18 protein-coding genes are annotated in these 22083 nt (G+C 31.9%); 2 read left to right on the plus strand and 16 right to left on the minus strand.

What is annotated here, in order from left to right; translation table 11 throughout:
- Positions 1–87: 87 nt before the first annotated feature.
- Positions 88–1950, minus strand: coding sequence for an ABC-F family ATP-binding cassette domain-containing protein (locus E0F76_RS10015; protein WP_132005043.1), 1863 nt, complete (start codon positions 1948–1950; stop codon positions 88–90).
- A gap of 266 nt (positions 1951–2216) precedes the next feature.
- Entirely contained in the window at positions 2217–3167 is a 951-nt protein-coding gene (locus E0F76_RS10020; protein WP_132005046.1) for a T9SS C-terminal target domain-containing protein, read from the minus strand.
- A gap of 167 nt (positions 3168–3334) precedes the next feature.
- Between E0F76_RS10020 and E0F76_RS10025 the strand changes: the two genes are divergently transcribed.
- The gene (locus E0F76_RS10025; protein ID WP_132005049.1) at positions 3335–4342 is read left to right on the plus strand and encodes a 3-oxoacyl-ACP synthase III family protein; all 1008 of its coding nucleotides are present in this window, start codon (positions 3335–3337) and stop codon (positions 4340–4342) included.
- A 121-nt stretch (positions 4343–4463) separates the two neighbouring features.
- Here the strand turns inward: E0F76_RS10025 and E0F76_RS10030 are convergent, their stop codons facing one another.
- From E0F76_RS10030 to E0F76_RS10040, 5 genes are all read right to left on the minus strand, one after another.
- Positions 4464–8735 carry a T9SS type B sorting domain-containing protein gene (locus tag E0F76_RS10030; protein WP_132005052.1) on the minus strand — a complete coding sequence of 1424 codons (4272 nt, stop codon included), beginning with the start codon at positions 8733–8735 and terminating at the stop codon, positions 4464–4466.
- 309 nt (positions 8736–9044) lie between these two features.
- Entirely contained in the window at positions 9045–9248 is a 204-nt protein-coding gene (locus tag E0F76_RS20030; protein WP_165932684.1) for a T9SS type B sorting domain-containing protein, read from the minus strand.
- Positions 9170–9439, minus strand: coding sequence for a hypothetical protein (locus E0F76_RS19310; RefSeq protein ID WP_165932676.1), 270 nt, complete (start codon positions 9437–9439; stop codon positions 9170–9172). The genes E0F76_RS20030 and E0F76_RS19310 overlap by 79 nt, the downstream gene beginning before the upstream one ends.
- 8 nt (positions 9440–9447) lie before the next feature.
- Positions 9448–9681, minus strand: a complete 234-nt coding sequence (locus E0F76_RS19315; RefSeq protein WP_165932677.1) for a hypothetical protein — start codon at positions 9679–9681, stop codon at positions 9448–9450.
- Positions 9682–9997: 316 nt separating this feature from the next.
- Positions 9998–12367: a TonB-dependent receptor domain-containing protein gene (locus tag E0F76_RS10040; RefSeq protein ID WP_132005055.1), complete on the minus strand. Its 2370-nt coding sequence runs from the start codon at positions 12365–12367 to the stop codon at positions 9998–10000.
- A 267-nt stretch (positions 12368–12634) separates the two neighbouring features.
- Here E0F76_RS10040 and argS point away from each other — a divergent pair, with 267 nt between their 5' ends.
- Entirely contained in the window at positions 12635–14413 is a 1779-nt protein-coding gene (argS, locus tag E0F76_RS10045; RefSeq protein WP_132005058.1) for an arginine--tRNA ligase, read from the plus strand.
- A gap of 82 nt (positions 14414–14495) precedes the next feature.
- Here the strand turns inward: argS and E0F76_RS10050 are convergent, their stop codons facing one another.
- From E0F76_RS10050 to E0F76_RS10090, 9 genes are all read right to left on the minus strand, one after another.
- A complete protein-coding gene (locus E0F76_RS10050) occupies positions 14496–15182 on the minus strand; it encodes a T9SS type A sorting domain-containing protein (RefSeq protein ID WP_165932678.1) in 687 nt (228 codons plus the stop codon).
- A gap of 153 nt (positions 15183–15335) precedes the next feature.
- Entirely contained in the window at positions 15336–15701 is a 366-nt protein-coding gene (locus tag E0F76_RS10055) for an ankyrin repeat domain-containing protein (RefSeq protein WP_132005064.1), read from the minus strand.
- Between the two features lie 110 nt (positions 15702–15811).
- The gene (locus E0F76_RS10060) at positions 15812–16363 is read right to left on the minus strand and encodes a YceI family protein (protein ID WP_132005067.1); all 552 of its coding nucleotides are present in this window, start codon (positions 16361–16363) and stop codon (positions 15812–15814) included.
- Positions 16364–16384: 21 nt separating this feature from the next.
- Positions 16385–16726 carry a hypothetical protein gene (locus E0F76_RS10065; RefSeq protein ID WP_132005070.1) on the minus strand — a complete coding sequence of 114 codons (342 nt, stop codon included), beginning with the start codon at positions 16724–16726 and terminating at the stop codon, positions 16385–16387.
- A 20-nt stretch (positions 16727–16746) separates the two neighbouring features.
- Positions 16747–17616: a DUF5777 family beta-barrel protein gene (locus E0F76_RS10070; protein WP_181954037.1), complete on the minus strand. Its 870-nt coding sequence runs from the start codon at positions 17614–17616 to the stop codon at positions 16747–16749.
- Between the two features lie 38 nt (positions 17617–17654).
- A complete protein-coding gene (locus tag E0F76_RS10075) occupies positions 17655–18047 on the minus strand; it encodes an OB-fold protein (protein WP_132005073.1) in 393 nt (130 codons plus the stop codon).
- Between the two features lie 31 nt (positions 18048–18078).
- On the minus strand, positions 18079–18501 hold the full coding sequence (locus E0F76_RS10080) for a QcrA and Rieske domain-containing protein (RefSeq protein ID WP_132005076.1): 423 nt from the start codon (positions 18499–18501) through the stop codon (positions 18079–18081).
- 139 nt (positions 18502–18640) lie between these two features.
- Positions 18641–21178 carry a TonB-dependent receptor gene (locus tag E0F76_RS10085; protein ID WP_132005079.1) on the minus strand — a complete coding sequence of 846 codons (2538 nt, stop codon included), beginning with the start codon at positions 21176–21178 and terminating at the stop codon, positions 18641–18643.
- The gene (locus E0F76_RS10090; protein WP_132005082.1) at positions 21179–22078 is read right to left on the minus strand and encodes a FecR family protein; all 900 of its coding nucleotides are present in this window, start codon (positions 22076–22078) and stop codon (positions 21179–21181) included.
- Positions 22079–22083 lie beyond the last annotated feature (5 nt).

Genomic DNA, 22083 nt, shown 5'->3' on the forward strand with positions numbered 1-22083 from the left:
AAGAAGCACAAAGAAAAAAGATTATAAAAAGTAGAACTTTGAGAATCTTTGTGTTTTTACTTTGCGACTCTTAGTGAAAGAAGACATTTACCCTTCCATTTTGGCACTTAGTTCAAACCAACGTTCTTCTTTGGCTTCCATTTTCGAAATGATATTTTTCAATTCATTTGCTTTTTTCTCGATATCTCCTTCGGCTATTTTTCCTTCAGAAAATAAAAGTTCGATTTTTCCTTTTTCGATTTCTAAATCCTTGATTTCCTTTTCGGTTTTCTGGAATTCCTTTTGCTCGTTGAACGTTAGATTTCCAGTCGGATTGTTTTGTTTCCAGTCTTTCTTTTCGGCTTTGTTGTCTTCTTTTTGAGCTACATCGGTGCTGTCTTCGTACGCTCTAAAATCAGAATAATTACCAGGAAAATTTTCTATCTCGCCTTGACCTCTAAAAACAAATAAATTGTCGACAATCTTATCCATAAAGTAACGGTCGTGAGAAACCACTAGCAAGCATCCTGGATAATCCAAAAGGAAACTTTCTAAGACATTCAAGGTTACAATATCCAAATCGTTGGTAGGCTCATCGAGAATCAAAAAGTTAGGGTTCTGGATTAAAACCGTACACAAATACAAACGTTTCAACTCGCCTCCACTCAATCGATCCACAAAATCATATTGTTTTTTGGAATCGAATAGAAAGCGCTCCAATAATTGGGAAGCCGATATCAATCGTCCTTTCATCAACGGAATAAATTCTCCATATTCTTTGATGACATCAATAACGCGTTGACCCGGTTTTGGGTTGATTCCGCTTTGGGTATAATATCCGATTTTTATGGTTTCACCAATTACCACTCTGCCGCTATCTAGTGGTAAAGTTCCAGTAACTAGATTCAAGAAAGTTGATTTTCCTGTTCCGTTTTTTCCAATGATTCCAATGCGTTCTCCAGGTTGAAAATCAAAACTGAATTTGTCCAAAATCACATGATCGTTGAACTTTTTAGAGATTTTGTGAAGCTCGATAATCTTGCTTCCCATGCGCTCCATATTGATTTCTAGTTCGACCTTGTTTTCCCTACGTCGACTTTGGGCTTTTTCTTTGATGTCATAAAAATCATCCTGACGCGATTTCGATTTGGTCGTTCTTGCCTTAGGTTGGCGACGCATCCATTCTAATTCTTTTACGAATAAGTTTTGTGCTTTGTCCACGCTGGCATTTTCAGAGGCGATGCGTTCTTCCTTTTTTTCTAAATAATAAGAATAATTTCCTTTGTATTGGTATATTTTTCCGTTGTCTAATTCAATGATTTCATTGCAAACACGTTCTAAGAAGAAACGGTCGTGCGTTACCATAAACAAAGTAATATTTTCTTTGGCAAAATAACTTTCTAGCCATTCTATCATCTCTAAATCCAAGTGATTCGTAGGTTCATCCAGAATCAATAAATCAGGACGGTTGATCAAAATGATAGCAAGGGACAACCGTTTTTTCTGTCCACCCGAAAGGTTTTTTACTTTCAGTTTAAAGTCTTCCAACTTCAATTTGAATAAAATTTGCTTGAATTGGGTTTCAAAATCCCAAGCATTGTGCTGGTCCATTCCGTCAAAAGCTTTTTGGTACGCTTCTTCGTCTTCGGGATTTTCTAATGCTTTTTCATACGCTTCGATTGCCTTTAAACTCTCATTATCAGAGGCGAATATACTTTCTTCAATCGTCAATTCATCTTGCAATTTATTGTCTTGTGACAAGAAAGCCATTCTAATGCTTTTGCGAATCACCACTTGGCCTGTATCGGGTTCGTCAAAACCATTAATGATGTTCATTATGGTGGTTTTTCCAGAACCGTTTTTGGCTATAAAAGCAATTTTTTGGTCTTTATTAATCCCGAATGATATGTCTTTAAACAGCACGCGTTCTCCAAAAGATTTTGATATATTTTCTACTGATAAGTAATTCACTTTGTAAAGTATGAGTTATAAATTAGGAGTTATGAAAACATAACTTTTTTGCAAAAGTAAGCTATTAAAGTAGTAAAACCGAATTGTTTGTTTGGATACTAACCATATAAGGCATTTAAGGTCATTAAAATTTTTGTATCTTAAAAACAATTAGAAATTAAGTCGAAACTAATATTGGAATGACAGGTATATTCTTGTATTTAATTCTGCTTATATTACCTTAAATGCCTTATATGGTTTAAAACTTTTGAATGCTTGCGAATTATTTACTCTTTCAAATACGAAGTCAAATCCACTAAATGTATTTGTTGACGAACATTAAAAAACGGTTTTCGAATGAAGGATTCGTTGGTGAGAAAGAATTTTTTTCCGTCTAGAGTGGCAATACTTTCAATTTGATGAAAAGGAAGTTTTAATTTGATTTTTCGTTTGTTAGCACTAGCAAAATCAAAGTTTTCGTAACAGTATAGTAAGTAAATAAAAGGTTTTAGCTTTTTAGAATAGCCGCAAAGAATAATATTATTTTTTGGAGTTAATGTAGCACCCGTGATTAATCCTTTCACCTTTATTGTTTCTTTTAATTGTGCAATGTGGTTCCCGGCTGTTTTGGGTAAGGTATACACAGCCGTTCTCTTGTGCTTCCATTGTTTCGTAAACAAATAAATACTGTCATGCGAAACGATAAAAGCCTCGCAATCAAAGTCGGTTTTGTTTTGCTTTTGGACACTAAAATCGATTTGATTGGAATAAGAAAACGAAATCGTATCTATTAGTGGCGCATTCGACAGGAATGATTTTTTTTCGATTCTTAAAATGTGCAAATCCGTTCGGTTTCCTTGATTGTTATTGCCAAAATCACCAATATAAAGATAATTGCTGTCTTGAGATATTTCTTCCCAATCCGTATTTTTAACCTTTTCGAGTTTGATTTTAGTTTGGATTTTTCCATTTGCATCCAAACCATAAATGGTCGTATCATGGTCGTCATTGTGAGTCCAAAGTAAATTATTGAAAGCAAGTAAGCCCGAAGTTTCGATTAACGAATCACTCAGTTTTATTGTAGTTTCGGGTTTGATTTTGGTGCAATTATAGTTGCAACTTCCGTCGTTTACAGTCGCTTTTGGATTGAAATTTCTAGCAAGCGAATCGGTACAATCCGAGATTTGGCTGTAGGTTGTAGTTATAAATAGAAAGAAAAAAAGAATTGATTTTTTCATTTTAATAGGAAGCGAACTTATTTTTCAAAAGTAAGTTTTTATATTGAAACTTTTAATAGAAGAAATTATGATTTAATAAATCGACTCAATCAATTTAATTATTATATTGTACTAGAATTTAACAATATCTAGGATTTAGGGCTCAAAATTTAATAAAATGACAAAACATGTACCATTCAAAAATAGCAGGATTGGGTTTTTATGTTCCAAGTAATATAGTGACAAATGATGATTTATCAAAAGTAATTGATACCAACGACGAATGGATTCAGGAACGAACCGGAATTCAGGAAAGGCGACATATCATTCCGGGTGAAGATACGACCACAACCATGGGAGTTAAAGCGGCAAAAATTGCTATTGAGCGTTCAGGAGTTGCAAAAGAAGATATCGATTTCATAGTTTTTGCAACGCTAAGTCCTGATTATTATTTTCCTGGCCCAGGAGTTTTGGTGCAACGTGACTTAGGTTTGAAAACTGTAGGTGCATTAGACGTTCGGAATCAATGTTCTGGTTTTGTATATGCAATTTCGGTTGCTGATCAATACATCAAAACAGGAATGTATAAAAATGTTTTGGTGATTGGTTCCGAAGTTCAGTCAACAGGAATGGATATGACTTCGAGAGGTCGTAGTGTCTCTGTGATTTTTGGAGATGGCGCTGGAGCAGCTGTTTTGAGTAGGGAAGAAGATGTGACGAAAGGAATCTTATCGACTCATCTGCATTCAGAAGGAGAACACGCCGAAGCACTTATTGTAAAAGCACCCGGAATGGGCGGACGATGGGTGACAGATATTCTTAAAGAAAACGATCCAAATGACGAAAGTTATTTTCCGTATATGAATGGTCAATTTGTTTTTAAAAATGCGGTAGTTCGTTTTGCCGAAGTGATTAACGAAGGTTTGGAAGCGAATGGTTTAGAGGTTTCAGATATTGATATGATGATTCCCCATCAAGCCAATTTGAGAATTTCTCAATTCATTCAAAAGAAATTTAATTTAACAGACGATCAGGTTTTTAATAACATTCAAAAATACGGCAATACAACCGCTGCCTCCATTCCAATTGCCTTAACAGAAGCTTGGGAACAAGGAAAAATAAAATCGGGTGATATTGTTGTATTAGCTGCTTTTGGAAGTGGATTTACTTGGGGAAGTGTGATTATTAAATGGTAAACAACTCCCTTTAATTTAATATAGAAATACCGCAAATTTGCAAATTATTCAGTATTTGTCTGAACTTAAAATTTGCGAATTTGCGGTATTTTATTTTTTATTAATTAAAAATTACTTCAAGTTATCTTTTTAAAGTAAAATGGGATTTAAACGTTTTTTGAATTCCTTTCTCTGAATAGTCCACTGTAAACCAATAGTCAGAGGAAGGCAATAATTGTCCGTTCAGTAAGCCATTCCAACCTTGGGTAGAAGGTGTGATTTGAGTGATTTGTTTTCCGAATCGATCAAAGATTGCAATCTGTGCATTTGGATTAGTTGATAACAGATGTTTTATATTCCATGTTTCATTATAACCATCGCCATTTGGAGTAAAGAATTTCGGATAATTAATGATAATGACTTTGATAGGAGCAGGATTACAATTGCCATTTTTATCATTTACTGCGATGGTATGTTCTCCAGGAATAAAAGCATTAAAAATGTTGCTGTCTTGATAATTGGAACCATCTATTTGATATTCATAATTTTCTGATCCATTGCCCAAAACAGTGACAGTTATAGAGCTAGGTTCTTCAAAAGCATCACTATATGTGATCTCAATATGTGGATTGTAAATTGTGATTTTAGTTTCATAAGTCGATGTACATAATGTTGTAGTATTAGTAGCGATAACAGCGTATGTGCCACTTTTAGATGAGGTAATAGACGCTGTGTTTCCGCCATAGGACTCTCCATTAAAGGTCCATGCAAAACTATAATTTGTTGTAGACAAACCAGTGTTTAAAGTAGCGGAATTCAATAATAATCCAGTTGCATAGTCCTCACAAACAAAATATTCAGTTTTTAAATTGATATTAGGTATTCGATTGACTTTTAATTTTAATTCTACAGTATCAAAACAGGGGTTTGCTATCGAATTATTAGCAACTCGTATCCAAACGGAATCGTTATTTGGATTTAGGTTTTGGTATTTTTGTGGATTCGCAATTGGAATCGCATTTGGATTATTAGCCTCTGCTTGAGAGTTGTAAAAAGTTAAAGTAAATTCAGAATCAGGATTTTGACTGCTTAATATTTGTCTTCTAATATCTGATGTTGTTAAATCAAACTGATAGATACCATCGTTAGGGCCAAAAGTGTCACATACTTCAATTGAATTTACAGGGTTTGCAACAGGTTTATTTACAATAGTAATTTTAAAAGCGTTCTCGTTAAAACAGTTTAATCGGTCGCCTGTTTCATAATATGTATAATAGAAAGGCATTGCAGTTGCTTTCGTAATTGTTGTTCCAAAAGGAATTTTATTTCCGCCACCACTTGGACCACCTGGCGCATCATAATAAAAATTGTTAGGAGATGGCAAAGGAGGAAAGGTAAAACTATCACAATAGGTTAATTGTGATGGAATAGGGTCGGCTTTTGCTCCATTTATAGTAATGTCAAAAAAGTTTTCAGCATAGCAGGATTTATCATTTTGATTTACAGCATAGATATAAATTCTTTTATTTTTCTCGCTAATGATTGTTCCTGTTGGAATTGGATTCACTCCGTTTGGTTCATTGAAATAATTTCCATTTTCTAAAGGTGTCAATTGATAATCATCACATTGTACGATGCTACCCCTTGAGTCAATTTTCGGTTTTTTATTAATTGTAATTGACCAAGGTATTTCATTATAACAGTCCGCAACTTCCAATGATTTTTTAAAGATATATAGGGTTGAAGTTTCTGTTATGATGCTCTTGTTAGGAATTAATTTCACATTTTCAGCATTAGTGGAACCACCCGGTAGCGTATAATATTCTTCTTGATCTATCTGAGAAGGTAATAGGTAACTTTCACATGCGGTTACATCTGCTGGTTTTGTCAAAAAAGGAGCGTTTATTTTAATTTTAAAAGATTGATTTGCTGTACAATTAGGTGTTCCAGCACCTGATACATAGGTATAAATTGTTGTTGATTTACTAATAATTCCAGGTTGGATCAAATTCCCACCTCCGTTTGGTGCATCACGATATTCGCCAATAGGAGCTGAAGGTAAATTATAAGAATTACACTGATTGATATTGGATAGTCCTAAAGATCCAATATAAACCGTAAATATTATATCAGGAGTTCTACAGGAATTGTTTTGTGCAAAAACATATAATGTTGTTGTACTTATTATTGGAGAAACTGCAAGTGTATATTTGTCATTTGACTTATTATAAGTGTAATAATTGCCCACACTTAATGGAGGTAAATCATAAGAAATACATTCAAAAATGTTAGTAAATGTCCCAGTTATTTTTGGTGTTTCATCTATAGTAATATCAAATTTACTTTCTAATGTACAAGAATTTAATTCGGTTGATTCAAAATAAGTATATAGTGTGGTTAAACCAATTGTTGTAAGTATTGTTTTTCCACCAAAAAGTTCATCTCCACCACCATTTGGTCCACCTGGCATAGTGAAATAGCGCATGTTGAATAGATTTGCTGGTAATAAATATTGATCACACACCGTTATCGAATTGGGTGTAATATCTACTGGTTTAATAATTTTAATTGTAAAATTATTTTCTTCGGAACAAACTGGTGTGTTTGCAGTTTCGTTATAAATATATATTTTTTTATCAATTGAAATTTCATCACCTGCATAAAGTATGGGCAAACCCTTATTTGCTCCAGAATAATAAGTGCCAGTATTTTCTAATACTGGAAGTATAAAACTTTTACAAACATACTGATTTGGAATAACATCTAATAAAGGCCTCGGAATTACATTCAATTTAAAGCTCGTAATAGAATAACATTTGGGGCCCGTATTGTTTTGAATTCTTGCAAAAATAGTGGCGTTTCCGGAGGTAATATTTGATGTAGCTATTGGGTTTGTTCGAGAATCTGCCTCAGCTAAATTTGAATAATAAGAAACAGAATAGATGTCAGAAGATTGTCCATTTAAAATGGCTGTTGTTTGTGATGAAATAGCAAAAGAAGCTGTTTTTGATCCTTGGGTATTTTCGCATAAACTAATATTCCCTGGAAAATTAGCAACAGGAGGTGGTGTGGTTTTTAATTCGAAAGATTTAGTAATTACACAGCCTTTAGAAGTGTTTTCAATTCGAATCCAAATAGTTGTGGGAAAATTTCCAGAAGAAATAGTATAAGTTGCAGGTAAAGGATTAGCATTTGAAAGTGCGTCATTTTTAGAAGCGTGATAGCTTATTTGGTTTCCAGGAACATTTACGATAGGAGTGTTTATAGCCAAATCGAATGTAAAATTCGATTGTCCCGAATCGCATTTATATAAATCTATAGGTTCAGGAGTTATAATTGGATCATAATATTCGATTTTTATAAAATCGGTGGTTACAGAACAACTGGTCGATTTTATTGAATAAGTAAGACCATATTTCCCTGGTTTATTTGCAATTATACTGGGAGTGTTCCCACCAATAGGAGTGTCGTTATAAGTCCATTCAAAAGAATAAATTGTAGGGTCTAAACTGGAATTTATTGTATAACTGGTATTTTCACAAAGTGCTGTTTTACTGGCAATAGTTAAGTCTGGTCCTAATACATCTTGTCCTACATTAAAACTATTAGCACCTAAAAAAATAGCTGAATCGGCTTTAAAATCTTTTCTATCTGCAATTACTAATTTTATGTGATAGGTAGTGTTGGGAATTAAAGTGGTTGAAGAAGCATTCATTACTACGGTTTGTCCATTAAAATTTGTTGCTGAACTTTCTGCAGCGGATCCCCCATTAAATGAACCAAAATAATTTGAATTTGCCGATGGGCAAGAAGAGTTATACAAGAAATCCCGAATTGTTACTACCGAAATAGGTGTTGTTGTTCCAGCTATAACGGCTAAATTTGTAGTTACTCCTGTTGATTCATTGGTGAGCAAAAAGGCAAATGCATCTGAAAATTGACATTGATAATTACCATACTCCTCAGAAGCAAATAAGAATTGAAAGTCGAAATTGGAGGAAAATGGAATAAAATCAAATTCTAGTACTGTAGCGTTTAGTGATTGCATTGGAATTCCAGCTGATGAAAGTGTCGCTTCTAAATCGGCATCACCAAGCCAAGTATCATTTCCGTCATCAAGCATACTGGTATTTGGTCCCGCTGCATTTAATACATTTCCTGTACTTAATACCACTCCTTTTTTTAATGGAAAATTAGGATTTGTGTTTTCAAAATAGCCTATTCCATTTGTAGATCCATATCCATTTGTATTACCAGTTCTCCAGGTAATATTATTTAATGTTATGCAGTTTTTATTGATTAATACATCTTTAACTAATTCTGGAACGGAATAAGTACTTGTATTGATTTGTATACTTTGAGAATAGCACAAAAAGCAACTAATTAAATTGAAAACCAAAAATATCTTTTTCATAAAATAACATCTTAGATCAAATATATAAAAATGACGATTAAAAGTATAATATAATCGATTAAGTACACAAAGTAGTGAAAAAATAAGGTAATTATTTACATGATAATAGTATAGAATGATCTTAAGAAACTCCAATACTGACTTCATAAAACCCAAAAAAAGGATTCTTAGAAAGGGGATATACCACTTTGATAAATAAGGTGTTTTTTAGTAAAAAACGTTGGTATAAAAATAGAATTATCTCTTTAAGGAAAAATGAGATTTAAATGTTTTAGGAATTCCCTTTTCAGAATAATCAACAGTATACCATTAATCCGAATCTGGCAATGGTAAACCAGTATATAATCCGTTCCAGCCATTAGCTGCAGACGAAATTTTGCTTATTAATTTCCCATATCGATCAAAAATAGATATTGGTGCATTAGGATTTGTTTTTAGTAAATTGGTAATATTCCAGGTGTCATTATAACCATCTCCATTTGGGGTGAAAAATGTAGGGTAATTGATAATAATTGCATTAAAGGAGCAGGATTACAATGGCCGTCCTTGTCTCTTACAGAAATGAAATGTTCTCCAGCTGCAATATTTGAAAAGATAGTACTGTCTTGAAAAAGAGAATCATCTAATTGATATTCATAATTTCCAGAACCTGTACCCAATACCGTGACAGTGACAAAGGTTGGGTTTTCAAAAGCGTCACTCATTGTTATTTCTAAATAGGGGTATATTTAGTAATAAAATATTCTGGTTTTAATTGGACAACAGGCAATTGATTTACAACTAATTTTAATTCGACAATGTCAAAACAAGAACTAGGAATGGTATTATTGGCAACTCTAATCCAAACGTTATCATTAAATGGGGTGTGGTTTTGGAAGGCTGCTGGACTGGTGATTGGAATTGCGTTTAAATTATTGGCATCAGCCAAAGTGGTATAAAAAGTCAAAATATAGTCGCGATCTGGACATTGACCATTCAGTACTTGATTTCTAATAGCGGTTGTAGTTAGATTTAAAGTCGCTTATTACTAATAGAAGCTCAAAAAAAAGTAGAATTTTTAATCAGTGAAATTTTTGTAAGTTAAAGCCTTATAATAATTTTAAAACCTTTTTCTATTTTAGATTGATGAAAATATTTTGTAGAGATATAAATCAGTCCTATAAAGTATTATTAATATTGATTTTCAGAATAGCTAGACACAAGAAACCCCAAAACAAGCTATTTTGGGGTCTCAACTGCAACAAAATTATTAAAACTAAATTTTAAAATCCACCACTACTTTGGGTCTCATTATTTTCTCTTGCTTTTCGTTGAATGGCTTTGTTTTTTCCAGAACCAAAACGGTAATTAAACCCAAGAAAAGCAGTTTGACTTTCCCATTTAAATTCTCCATTAATGGGTTTTGGTTCACTTCTTTCAAAAGCAAAATGCATAGAATTAAATACATCACTTACACGTGCTGTAATTGTTCCATTACCTCCTAAAACAGTTATGCTAGAGCCAGCATCTATCTTCCACATTGGTTTTGCCAATGCTTGAATACTTAAATCAGGTCCGCGATACATACCAGATAATTGAAAACGTAACGCTTTAGAAACCTTAAATGTATTTGCTATTCGGGCATTGAATGCGGTATTGTTTACTTCAATATAATCCTTATCTGAATATCCTTTTACGGTTTTGTTGTAGGCGTCAAAACTGATGTTGGTACTAAGCCATTTTGTGAAATCTAAATTACCTGAAATTTCAACTCCAAATGCTTTATTGTCATTTAAATTGTTATATGATAATATTATTTTGTCAGGACTTGTAGGGTTTTCTATAGCAGTTCTTGTGATTTCATTATTGATTTGTCTGTAAAAAATTCCCGAAGTTATAGAACCAATTTTTGTTTTTCGCGTATAGTTTACTTCAAATGAATTGGTATATTGAGGTTGCAGATTCGGATTACCTAGAAAATCAATTTGAGGGGTGCTTCTTTCTAATATTGGGCTAATTTGTGAAATACTAGGTCTATCTACTCTTTTAGAAACACTGAAATTATAGGAGTTTTTGTCATTTGGAATGTAACTAGCAAAACCTGAAGGATAAATTGTAAACCGATTATTTTCGTATTTGGTATCATTCATATTTAGATTTTTAAATAAAGCATTAGCTAAGTAATCTTCCATTCTTGCTCCAGCTTGTAAATTCCATTTTCCAATTTGTTTTGAATAGGTTGCATATCCAGAATATATCTTACGATCGTAATTGAAATTTGAATTTAATACATTATTCTCCAAAAAATTATTATTTGTTTTTTCTAATCTACTCTCTAATCCTAACTCTAATTTTGAGGTTTCGGATAAAGGATTAGTATAATCTAAATTGATTAAAGTGCTGTTATTTGAATTAGGAGTGTCATTTATTCTATTATTAAAACCACTATATACTATGTTTTCAGTATTGTCACCCAAACTATAATTGGCTTCAAATTCTAAAGTATGACCTTCTTTTTTGAATTTTTTCTTGTAATTCAAATTATAGGTGTGATTGTAATTATCTTTTTGGTTATTTGAAAATTGCTGTATGTTTTTATTTGGATCTGGATAGACAATACTTGTTAATGAATTTCCTTTGTTGAAAGAACTATTTTGAATAGTGTAAATGGAGAAGGTATTGGTGTCATTTAAGTAAAAATCAAATCCCATTTTTAAGAGATTTGAAGTATTTCTATTGTCAAAATTAAAGGACTGATTATTTTCTTGACCTGGAGTTAAGAACTGTACAAAACCATTTCGAGTTTGTTTTCCACTATTTAATCCATAGTTGCCAAAAAGATTGAATTTTCCATTTCGATAATTCATATCCGTAGAACCATTAAATTTAGGAGTTTTACCTTGTGTGATACCACCATTTAAATTCCCATTAAAACCAACTTTACTATTTTTATTTAAAACGATATTAATCATACCACTCATTCCTTCGGGATTGTATTTTGCCGAAGGATTGGTAATCAGTTCAATTTGTTTTATAGAACTAGAAGGGATTTGTTGTAATAGTTGGGCAGCGCTGATTGTACTGGGTTTTCCATCAATTAATATTCGAACATTCGAGTTGCCTCGAAGACTTATTTCATTGGTTTGTTGATCAATACTTACAGAGGGGATGTTGTTCAAAATTTCAGCAGCTGTAGCACCAGCACTCAATAAATCTTTACCTACGTTTATGACTTTTCGGTCTGTCTTTTGTTCAATTATAGATCGTTCCTGAACAATTTCAACCTCAGAAAGTTGGGTAGCATCTTCTTCAATTGCAATTGTGTTTAAATCCACTGATTTATTTTCTTCTGACAAGGCAACCTTTTTCAGAATGGTTTTATATCCAATGTATTGTATCTCAACTGAATAATTTTTTAAAGCTAAATTTTTGATTGCAAAAGTTCCTTTGTCAGTTGTGATTACTCCAGTGATAATTTTATTGTCTAGTTTCACAATAACATTTACGTACGAAAGTGGTGAATTACTTTTTTTGTCAATAATCTTGCCGATAATAATTCCAGATCCAGTTGAAACAGATTGATTAACTGGGTTTTGGGCTTGTATGGAAAGTACAAATCCAATTAAGCAAAGTAAAATTAGTTTTAAGTTCATAAGGTTTTTCAGTGAATATTAGAATGACGCTAGTTTGTTTTTGAGTAGAATTAGTGCAAAATAAAGCAATTTGTATTTTAAATCATAAATGTAATTATGCAAGTAGACTCCGATTGATAAAAAATGTTACAGTTCTATTTTAAAAATACAGCGAAAAATATTTTTTCTAATCAAATAGCTAATAATTTTAGGTCAGAAATTATCTTGTTTCTCAATTTCCTAATTGAGACATTATGCCTATATTTGCACCCTTAAAATCAGAACAAAATGACCCTATCCCAGATTCTTACTCCTTATATCGAAAAAGCGGTGCAAACTTTATTTGACGTCAACCTTGATAAAGTTGAATTTCAATCCACTCGCAAGGATTTTGAAGGTGATATTACAATGGTAATTTTTCCATTATTGAAAATTGTTAAAAGTAATCCAGTAGAATTAGGAAATAAAATAGGGGCTTATTTAGTCGAAAATGTATCGGAAGTAAGTAAGTTTAACGTAGTTTCTGGATTTTTGAATATTGTTATTTCAGATAAATACTATTTAGATTTTTTCAATGAAATCAGAACTATCGATAATTTCGGATTTGTAAAACCAAATTCGGATGAAACTGCGGTAATGGTCGAATATTCCTCGCCAAATACAAACAAACCTTTGCATTTAGGGCACGTTCGAAATAATTTATTGGGATATTCCGTTGCCGAAATTATAAAAGCTTCTGGAAAAAAAGTATATAAAACTCAAATTATCAACGACCGAGGAATTCATATTTGCAAGTCGATGTTGGCTTGGGAAAAATTTGGAAACGGAGAAACTCCAGAATCTACTGGATTAAAAGGAGATAAATTAGTTGGGAATTATTATGTAGCTTTTGATAAAGCTTACAAAGAAGAAATTGCCCAATTAATGTTGGAAGGAAAAACCGAAGATGAAGCCAAAAAACAAGCTCCAATTATTCTCGAAGCTCAAGAAATGCTATTAAAATGGGAAGCTGGAGATGCGAAAGTAATGGCACTTTGGAAAACCATGAATCAATGGGTTTATGATGGATTTGCTACAACTTATTCCAATCTTGGAGTTTCTTTTGACAGTTATTATTACGAAAGTAATACCTATTTGCTTGGAAAAGATGTCGTTCAAGTTGGATTAGAAAAAGGAGTTTTCGAAAAAGATCCAGATGGTTCTGTTTGGATCGATTTGACTGAGGAAGGATTAGATCGAAAAATCGTTTTACGATCAGACGGAACTGCCGTTTATATGACACAAGATATTGGAACAGCCATTCAGCGAGTGAAAGATTTTCCAGATGTGGGAGGAATGGTTTACACGGTGGGAAATGAACAGGATTATCATTTCAAAGTGTTGTTTTTGATATTGAAAAAACTAGGTTTCGATTGGTCAAAAAACTTGTTTCATTTGTCTTATGGAATGGTGGATTTGCCTTCAGGGAAAATGAAATCACGTGAGGGAACAGTCGTAGATGCGGATGATTTAATGACTGAAATGACTGAAACTGCTCAAAAAATAGCCGAAGATTTAGGGAAATTAGATGGTTTTTCTGCTGATGAAAAATTAAAATTGTACAAAACCATTGGTCTTGGTGCATTGAAATATTATATATTAAAAGTGGATCCTAAAAAACGAATTCTTTTCGACCCAAAAGAATCAGTTGATTTTGCTGGAAATACGGGATCCTTTATTCAGTATACCTATGCTAGAATCCAATCAATAATACGCAAAGCTAATTTTGATTTTAGTGTTACATCGAGTATAGTTCAGTTACATGAAAAAGAGAAAGAATTAGTAAAACAAATTGAATTATTTCCTGAAGTAATTCAAAATGCAGCGCAAAATCACAGTCCAGCATTAATTGCAAATTATACTTATGATTTAGTGCGCGAATACAATTCGTTTTATCAAGCGGTTTCTATTTTAGGTGAAGATGATTTAGACAAAAAAGTATTTAGAGTGCAGCTTTCAAAAAAAGTAGCCGATACTATTGCATTAGCATTTCAATTATTAGGAATTGATGTTCCGGAAAGAATGTAATAGCATAAAAACTAAATAAAAAAAGACTTCATTTGAGGTCTTTTTTTATGAAAAGAAATAGTTAAAAAAAAAGGATTAGTAATTATTCTATAATTATTTTTTTCCAAGTTTTTTCTGTTCCATTTTGCAATTCGATTAAATAAATTCCTTTTTGCAAACTTTCCAAGGTTACTTCAACTTTATTAGATTTGTCACTCATTTCAATAGTTTTTATAAGTGAACCTGTTTGAGAATATACATTTATTTTGTCTATACCTGATTTTTTTTCAACGCTAAAACTACCGTTTGATGGATTAGGATAGATTGAAGATGCTTTCAATGAAAAATCTTCAATACCCAAAGTTGTTGTAAGCGGAACACTCACAACATAACCACGATTTCCTCCTCCGTGGTTGTTTAGTGTGTAACCTGCATTACCTCTACGAGCCCAAGCAAAATCTATTGTTGAATTTGTATAATTAAATGTGTAATCATTGGTATCGCCAGTCGATAAATCTCGTTGTGCAATTATAGTTCTAATTCCTGATGTTATTGTATTTGAGGTAATTGCCCAATTTTGGATTGCATCAGTATTTGGTGTTACTCCAACATCTACCATATTTCCATCAATTAATGTTGTGCCGTCGGCATATACAAAATCTTTTCCAAGAGCCATTCCATCGCCAACTACAAAAGTTCCAAATTGTAAAGCAAACCATCTGTCTGATGGACCAGTAAGTACCATTGTTGCTTTTAGTTTTGTGTTGTCTAATGTTAAATTTACTGTCATATTGGTTGACATCGTAATATTTCCAGTAGATTTTTGTTAAGAAAAACCTACAAGGCTAGTCATTGACAATGTTAGAAGAGTAATTTTTTTCATAGATTTACTTTAATCGGTTAATTATTGGTTCGTTTTCAGAAAAAACTGCATATTAAAAAGCTATTTTCCTTTTTTGTCTTTGAGGGTTTTATCGGCATTATATTCTAAAAGTATTTTGACTAATGGAATGTTTTTGAATTGCACAGCTAGTAACAATGCTATTGTTCCGTTGGCATCAGTGGTATTGGGATTGGCTTTGTTTTCTAATAATAATTTTACTAATTCAGTTTGATTTTTATAAGTTGCAGCCATAAGTGCTGTTCCCATATCAGAACTATAATTAATATCTTTCCCATTTTTTATTAAGAATTTAGCAACCTCAATATAGCTTCTATAACAAGCTAATATAAGAGGACTTGATTTGTTCTCGTTAACTGAATTGATTGAATTGGGATTTGTTTTGTATATTGATTGAATTTCAGACAATGTTCCATTTCGGGCTATTTCAAAAATAGTTTTGTTTTGTGCTTTGGCGATAATGAAACAAAATAAAGTAAGTAGTACTAGTTTTTTTTTATTTTTGAATAGTATTTTAATTAATTTGCTTCAAGTGTAAAACTCATCGATATTTTTACGTTTTCGGCAATCTTATCTTTTACAAGATTGGGAATTTCAATTTTGTAATCTTGCGGTTTTACGAAAATTACACTCGTAGCAATAATTTTGTCCCCATTTTGAGAAAGATTAAGTTTAGTTTTTATCTTTTTCGTAACACCATGTATTGTTATATCTCCTTCTAAATCATAAGTAGATTTTGTTACGGATAATTTTTTGACATCAAAACCTGCTATTTTACCTTTGAAACTAGCCTTTGGAAACTTAGAAGACTCCATATAATTTTCATTAAAATGTTCTTCCATCAAAGGTGATTTGAATTTGAAAGCTTTTATAAGAACTAAAGCGGCAAAATCAGCAGTAGATTCATCAAGAATGCAAGAGGCCGTATTGTTTGTTCCTGCTATTTCTTCAAAAGCAGCCATAGAAGCCTCAAATTTTACTTCTCCCTTGCGAGTCATCAATTTTTGCGAGAAAATTATATTTCCAGCTAAGAGGCATATTGTTGCTATTATTAACTTATTCGTTTTCATGTTTTTTATATAGATTTTATTTTAATTTTGGCATCCTTGGGTTTGCCATAGTAAAAACATAGCAATTGTTGTTTTTGGCATAGAACCTGATTGTGGCATTACTCGTCCACAAGCTTGAGTTTGATCAATTCGGCATATTAGTTCACCATTTATAGTGGCATCCTTTACTTCGGCATACGTTTCTAAGTTTGGAGATTGTGCATTTCCAGAATGGCAACTTGTACAGCTGGATTTAATAATTGGACCTATATTGGCACTATAAGTAGGATTTGTAACAACAGCGATGTCACTATAGGTGTTCGATTCACAAGAAACAATGAATATTGAACTGATAAGGATTAATAATATTTGTATATTTTTCATAATATAATCTTATTTATTTTTTAAAAAACTCTGTACATATTGAAACCAAAATAGATACTTCCACCATTCCAATTTCCGGTAGTGTTTGAAAATACGGCTACATCATTCATAGGTTGACTATTTGAAAATACCAATTGAAAAACGTGACCACCAGTTTCGATGTCCAAACCTACAGATAGTGGATTTTGATAAGGAGATACAAATCCTTCAACAAATTCCAAACGAGCTGCATATTCTAAATTAAGACTCAATCTTTTTGATAATTTGTAGCGAGCACCTGCACCAACAAAAAATTGATCTTTATGATCTATACCATATTCATATAAATTTTTATGTAAATAAATAGGGGCAACCTCAAATGAAAAAGATTCCGAAAATTTTCTTGAAACTATTAATTGAGAAGTATAGGCCAATCGATTGGTGAATTTTATTCCTGGATTTGCCGCTTTTTTTAATTCACTATTAATGTCCATAGTATTATATCCAACAATGGTAACCGGAAAACCATCTTCTATCTGATTAGCAAATTTGTATTTTGCTGTTAATTCATATAGTTTATTATAGGTGTGTCGTGAAGCGCCTAGCGAAAGCCAATTTGTAGCTCCATAAATGCCACCAATTTTTGTTAAAGCATTGTCTAATCCAAAAAAATTATCTAGCCCATTAGTCAAATCTCCAAAGCGATGCGAAACAACCATATACCATTCGCCTTGTGCTGGTAATTTAGTCGATTGCATATTACATATTTGCAATCCTTTGAAAGCAGCTGGTACAATTTGTTTTTCAGTAGGTGATTGATTGTTTAATTGATTCAGCAAGTCATCTTGGGCAAAAAGGGCTCCAGTCGTAAAAAAGATAAACATAAAACCTATAAAGTATTTCTTTCTCATTTAATTTATTTTAGTTTTTAATAATTTTTTGTTAGAAATTAAAATGCTTTAAAGCATTGATCTAGTTTTAACTCTCCTATTAAGTCATCATAACCTACTACTCGACCTTTTAATGTTATGACTTGGTTTTTTAGGATGGAAGGGTCTAATTCTTTTAAATTACAAATAACGTAATCATCAATAATCACTTCATTGCCAGCTACTTTTGTGATGGTTCCTTTTATGGCGATTGCTTTTTCAAGATATTTTTTATTTGATATTTCAACATTAGCAGCAAACTCATTTGAAATACTTTTTGCGGTAACGGTAAAAGCGGTATCTTCATTGGATAAATTTCTTGCTCCTCCATACATTACATAATAGTAACTTGAGATTCCCAAAAGACCAATAACTAATAATGCTATAAGAATTATTTTATTTATTTTTTTCATAATTTATTTTGGGGTTTTAAATATTAAACTATTAGGAATAGACTCGTAACGAATTTCCGGTAAGAGTAACATTGTATTGTTTTAAATTGGCTGAGCCCGGTCCGTTTAAGTGTATTCCAGTGTTACTGTAATTGGCACCGTGATTTGGACAATGAAAAGAATTACTTGGTCCAACATAATTTACATTTGTTCCTTCGTGAGTGCATGCTGCTGAAACGGCAATAAAAGTGGAGGCATCAACTCGGGCAACAATAATTTGATTCGAAACTAAATATCCTTTATCTACGGATAAAGATCCAGTAGAAGTATCTAAAGTAAAATCTACATTTGTTGGTGCAACACTGGAGTTTCCTCCGTCTGTACTACAGCTCAATGCTAAACCAGAGATACAAGCTGGCACCAAAACTGAAGCGGCACCAAAGCCAGCTCGAGCAAAAAATTCTTTTCTAGTCATATTATATGTTTATTTGATTCCAATAATACAACAATTTTGATGTAGCTTACCCTACCGTGTTTTACTTTTAATTTTTTAAATGTAATTTAAATATTTGATAATTAGTTTTTTACATGGAAATTTAATTTTTAAAATAGGATTAAAACTGCACTCTAAAACTCAGGTTTGGAGTTCTTTGAAGAGAGTATGTTTCTACTTCTTGTATAGAATTTGTCAAAGGACTGATTCTATAAAATTCATTAATTTCATTTTTCTTATTCAAGATGTTTACTATAGATACACCTATTTTAAATTGAATGCCTTTTATAGTTTCCCATTTATAAGTAGAGGAAAGGTTAATTTGGAAAAAAGGGTTTAAATTAGTGTTGTTTGGGCTGTTATATACAATTTCAGGATTAGATGCATTTACTTCTGTACTACGTGGAGAAGTTATAGGTCGACCGGAAGACCATTTTGCCCCCAAAGCAATTTTAAAATTATTTTTTTCATAAATCCCAGCCCAAGAAAGGTTATGGTCCATTTCAAAGTTGTTTGGGAAAATGGGGTATTCGTAATTTTGAAATTGGTAATTATTGTCATTATAGGTATAACTCAACCAAGTTAAAAAGTGATTTATTTTTTTTTGAATCAGAATTTCGGTTCCAAAAACCACATAGTTCCCCGTTATTTTTAAAAATTCTAATTGGTTTTGAAAACCTTGGCTTGAGCTCGTTATTCCATCCACTTTCTTGTAAAAGTTCTCTATATTTAGCAACCAATTGTTCTTTTTATAGAACAGACTTACTGATAATTGTTTGCTTTTTTGAATAGGAACAGTACTATTGTTTGATAAGATCCAACGTCTTTTTTCAATTCCAAAATAATCTTTTTGCAAATCAATTATTTGCTGACAATTTTGACTTTTAAATTCTCCTAAAACTTCTAGATTTAGATTTTTGTTAAGACCATAATTAAACTGTAATCGAGGTTCTACTATAAATTTATTGAATTTTTCAATATAATTGTATCGCATTCCTATGTTCAAATATATTTTCGAAAGGGTATCATTGTATTTTCCTTCAAGAATTAGCGCATGGGTTCTTAATACATCTTTGATTTTCCGATAGAAATTAGGACTATTCACTTGATCTAAATTAATTGCACCTATTTCATTGTACTGATATCCATTATTAAATGTGAATTTTGAACTCAGAATATGATTGTTTTCGATGTTTATACCATTGTCTTGAATAGTGTTTTGTTGTGTTACTATTTGATTTCCATCTGTTATGGTTTTATCGGCTAAAAGCTCGTAAGAGGAATAGTAAGTGTTTATTTTTGTAGTATTAAAATTATTCCAATTTCGTTTCCAAAATAAATTGCCTCCAAAATTTGTTTGACGCAAAACATCTTTTTCAGAATCGATTGAATTATTTATAGTGGCGCTCTGAATAACATTGAGATTGTCTTTTATGGTTATTAAATCGACTATAATTTGATCTTTAAGCCCTATTTTTTGAAAATATTTTATTGTAGCATCATAGAAACTAAATTTCTTATTGCTTTGATAGTCAATGTTTTGATTTTGTGAAAAATCAGTAATAGTGGCGTTTTGAAATACTTTATTAAAATATTCTTTGTAGGTTGGAGTCTCTAAAAAATCAGTAATGGATTTTCGTCCAGAAACTTCAATGTAACTGTTTTTAGAAAGATTGTGCTTTGCATAAATATCAGCATTAATCATATTGATTCCGGCACTAAAATTATCTTTCTCAATCGCATCATTATTTGAAGAAATAGCAACTACACTAGACACACTTTCACCATAAAAAGCCGAACTTCCATTTTTATATATTGAAATTGTATTGGCTAAATTTGGATTGAAGACCGATATTAAACCAAAAAAATGTCCCGTTTGGTACATTCTTATTCCATTCCAAAGAAATAAATTTTGATCATGAGTGCCGCCACGGACATTGATACTGGCTACACTTTCATCGATACTGTTAATGCCTGGGATTTGTTGCATCGTTTGTAATGCATCGGGTTCAATTAATCCTGGTAAGATTCCGAATTTTTTTGGTTTAATTTCAAATGATCCATTCGCGTTTTTTGAAATTCCTGATGCCAAAATAGCATTGGTTTTGATTTCTGGAAGTTCAGTAACTTCAGGTTCTAATACTATTTTAAGATAATTTTTAGAGTCTATATTGACTATCGAAATCTTTTGTGTTATAAATCCGACATGACTAATCCAAAAATAATTTTTTATATTATTTTTAAATTCAAAATAGCCATTGGAGTTGGTGATAATTCGGCTGGCATCAACAAAATTTATATTGACGTTTTCAAGGGGTTGGTTGTCTGTTTTGGAATAAATATACCCACAAATTATTTTTGACTCAAGATGTTTTTTACTATAAATATTGATAAATTTATTGTTAATGTTTTCAAAAGAAAGAGTGGTCTTTTTTTCGAGATATCTGAGTTTTTGATCTAACGAAAGTGATTTATTTGGAGGAGTTAATTGAATGCCATCCACATTATCGTCGGTGTAATTAAAACTAACTATATGCTGTTTTTCAATTTCGATTAATATATTTTTCAATGCTACAACTTTGCTTTTTTCTTGAGCTGAAACGTTCAGCACAAGAAAAAAGAAATAAAATAAGACACCAATACGTTTGTGATGGAGCATTTATTTTTGTTCAAAAATTATTTTGTTTTTTGCTGCTTTTTTAACTTCTAAATTATAGGTCGTTCCTATAATTTGTAATGCAACATCTAAATTATTAGTTGGTAATTTACCAGTGAATAGGGCGTTGGTGTCTTTAGAGTGTAATTCAATTATAATGTTATATTGCCTTTGAACTTCGTCTAGTAAATTGCTAATATTTTCTTTATTGAACGCAATTTGATGGTCGATCCACTCTGGTTTTAATGCGTTTATACTAGTGTTTGTTTGTATTCCATTTTCAAATATTACGTTTTGACCCTGTGTCAAAATAAGTTGAGTGTCTTCATAATTCACCTTTACTCGACCTTCATAACAAGTGATGTCAAGTCTGTTTTTTCTAGCTTTAACATTAAATTGAGTTCCTAAAACAGCTACCGTTCCCAAATTTGTTTTAACTTCAAAACGACTGCCTTTGGCAACCTTAAAATAGGCTTCTCCCTCTAATTCAATTTCTCGGTTAGCATTCCATTTCCATTTTTTGTATTCAATTTCAGAGCCTGAATTCAGTACCACTTCTGAATTATCAGGTAAGGAGAAAGTAGTTGTTTTACCAAATTCGGCAGTTTGTGTTTGCGGTACAAAATTTTTCATCACAAAGGTGATACTAAGTCCCAAAATAAAAATAGCGGCTACTCTAACAATCCATTTTCTGTACATTGGAATTATTTTAGGAGTTGCTTTTTTGTGTTGAAGTATTTTTCCTAAAATTTTGTTTTCATCAATTTCATCAACTTCTAAATGAGAACTATGCTTTTTTATTTTATTGTATTTTTCGAAATCAGGACTCGCTTGAAATTCGGCAAGTTCCATATCCGATAATTCGTTGTTTAGCCATTTGGCCAATATGTAATTTTTTTTCATTGTAT

Origin of the sequence: Flavobacterium cellulosilyticum (assembly GCF_004349355.1) — a bacterium.
GTDB lineage: Bacteria > Bacteroidota > Bacteroidia > Flavobacteriales > Flavobacteriaceae > Flavobacterium > Flavobacterium cellulosilyticum.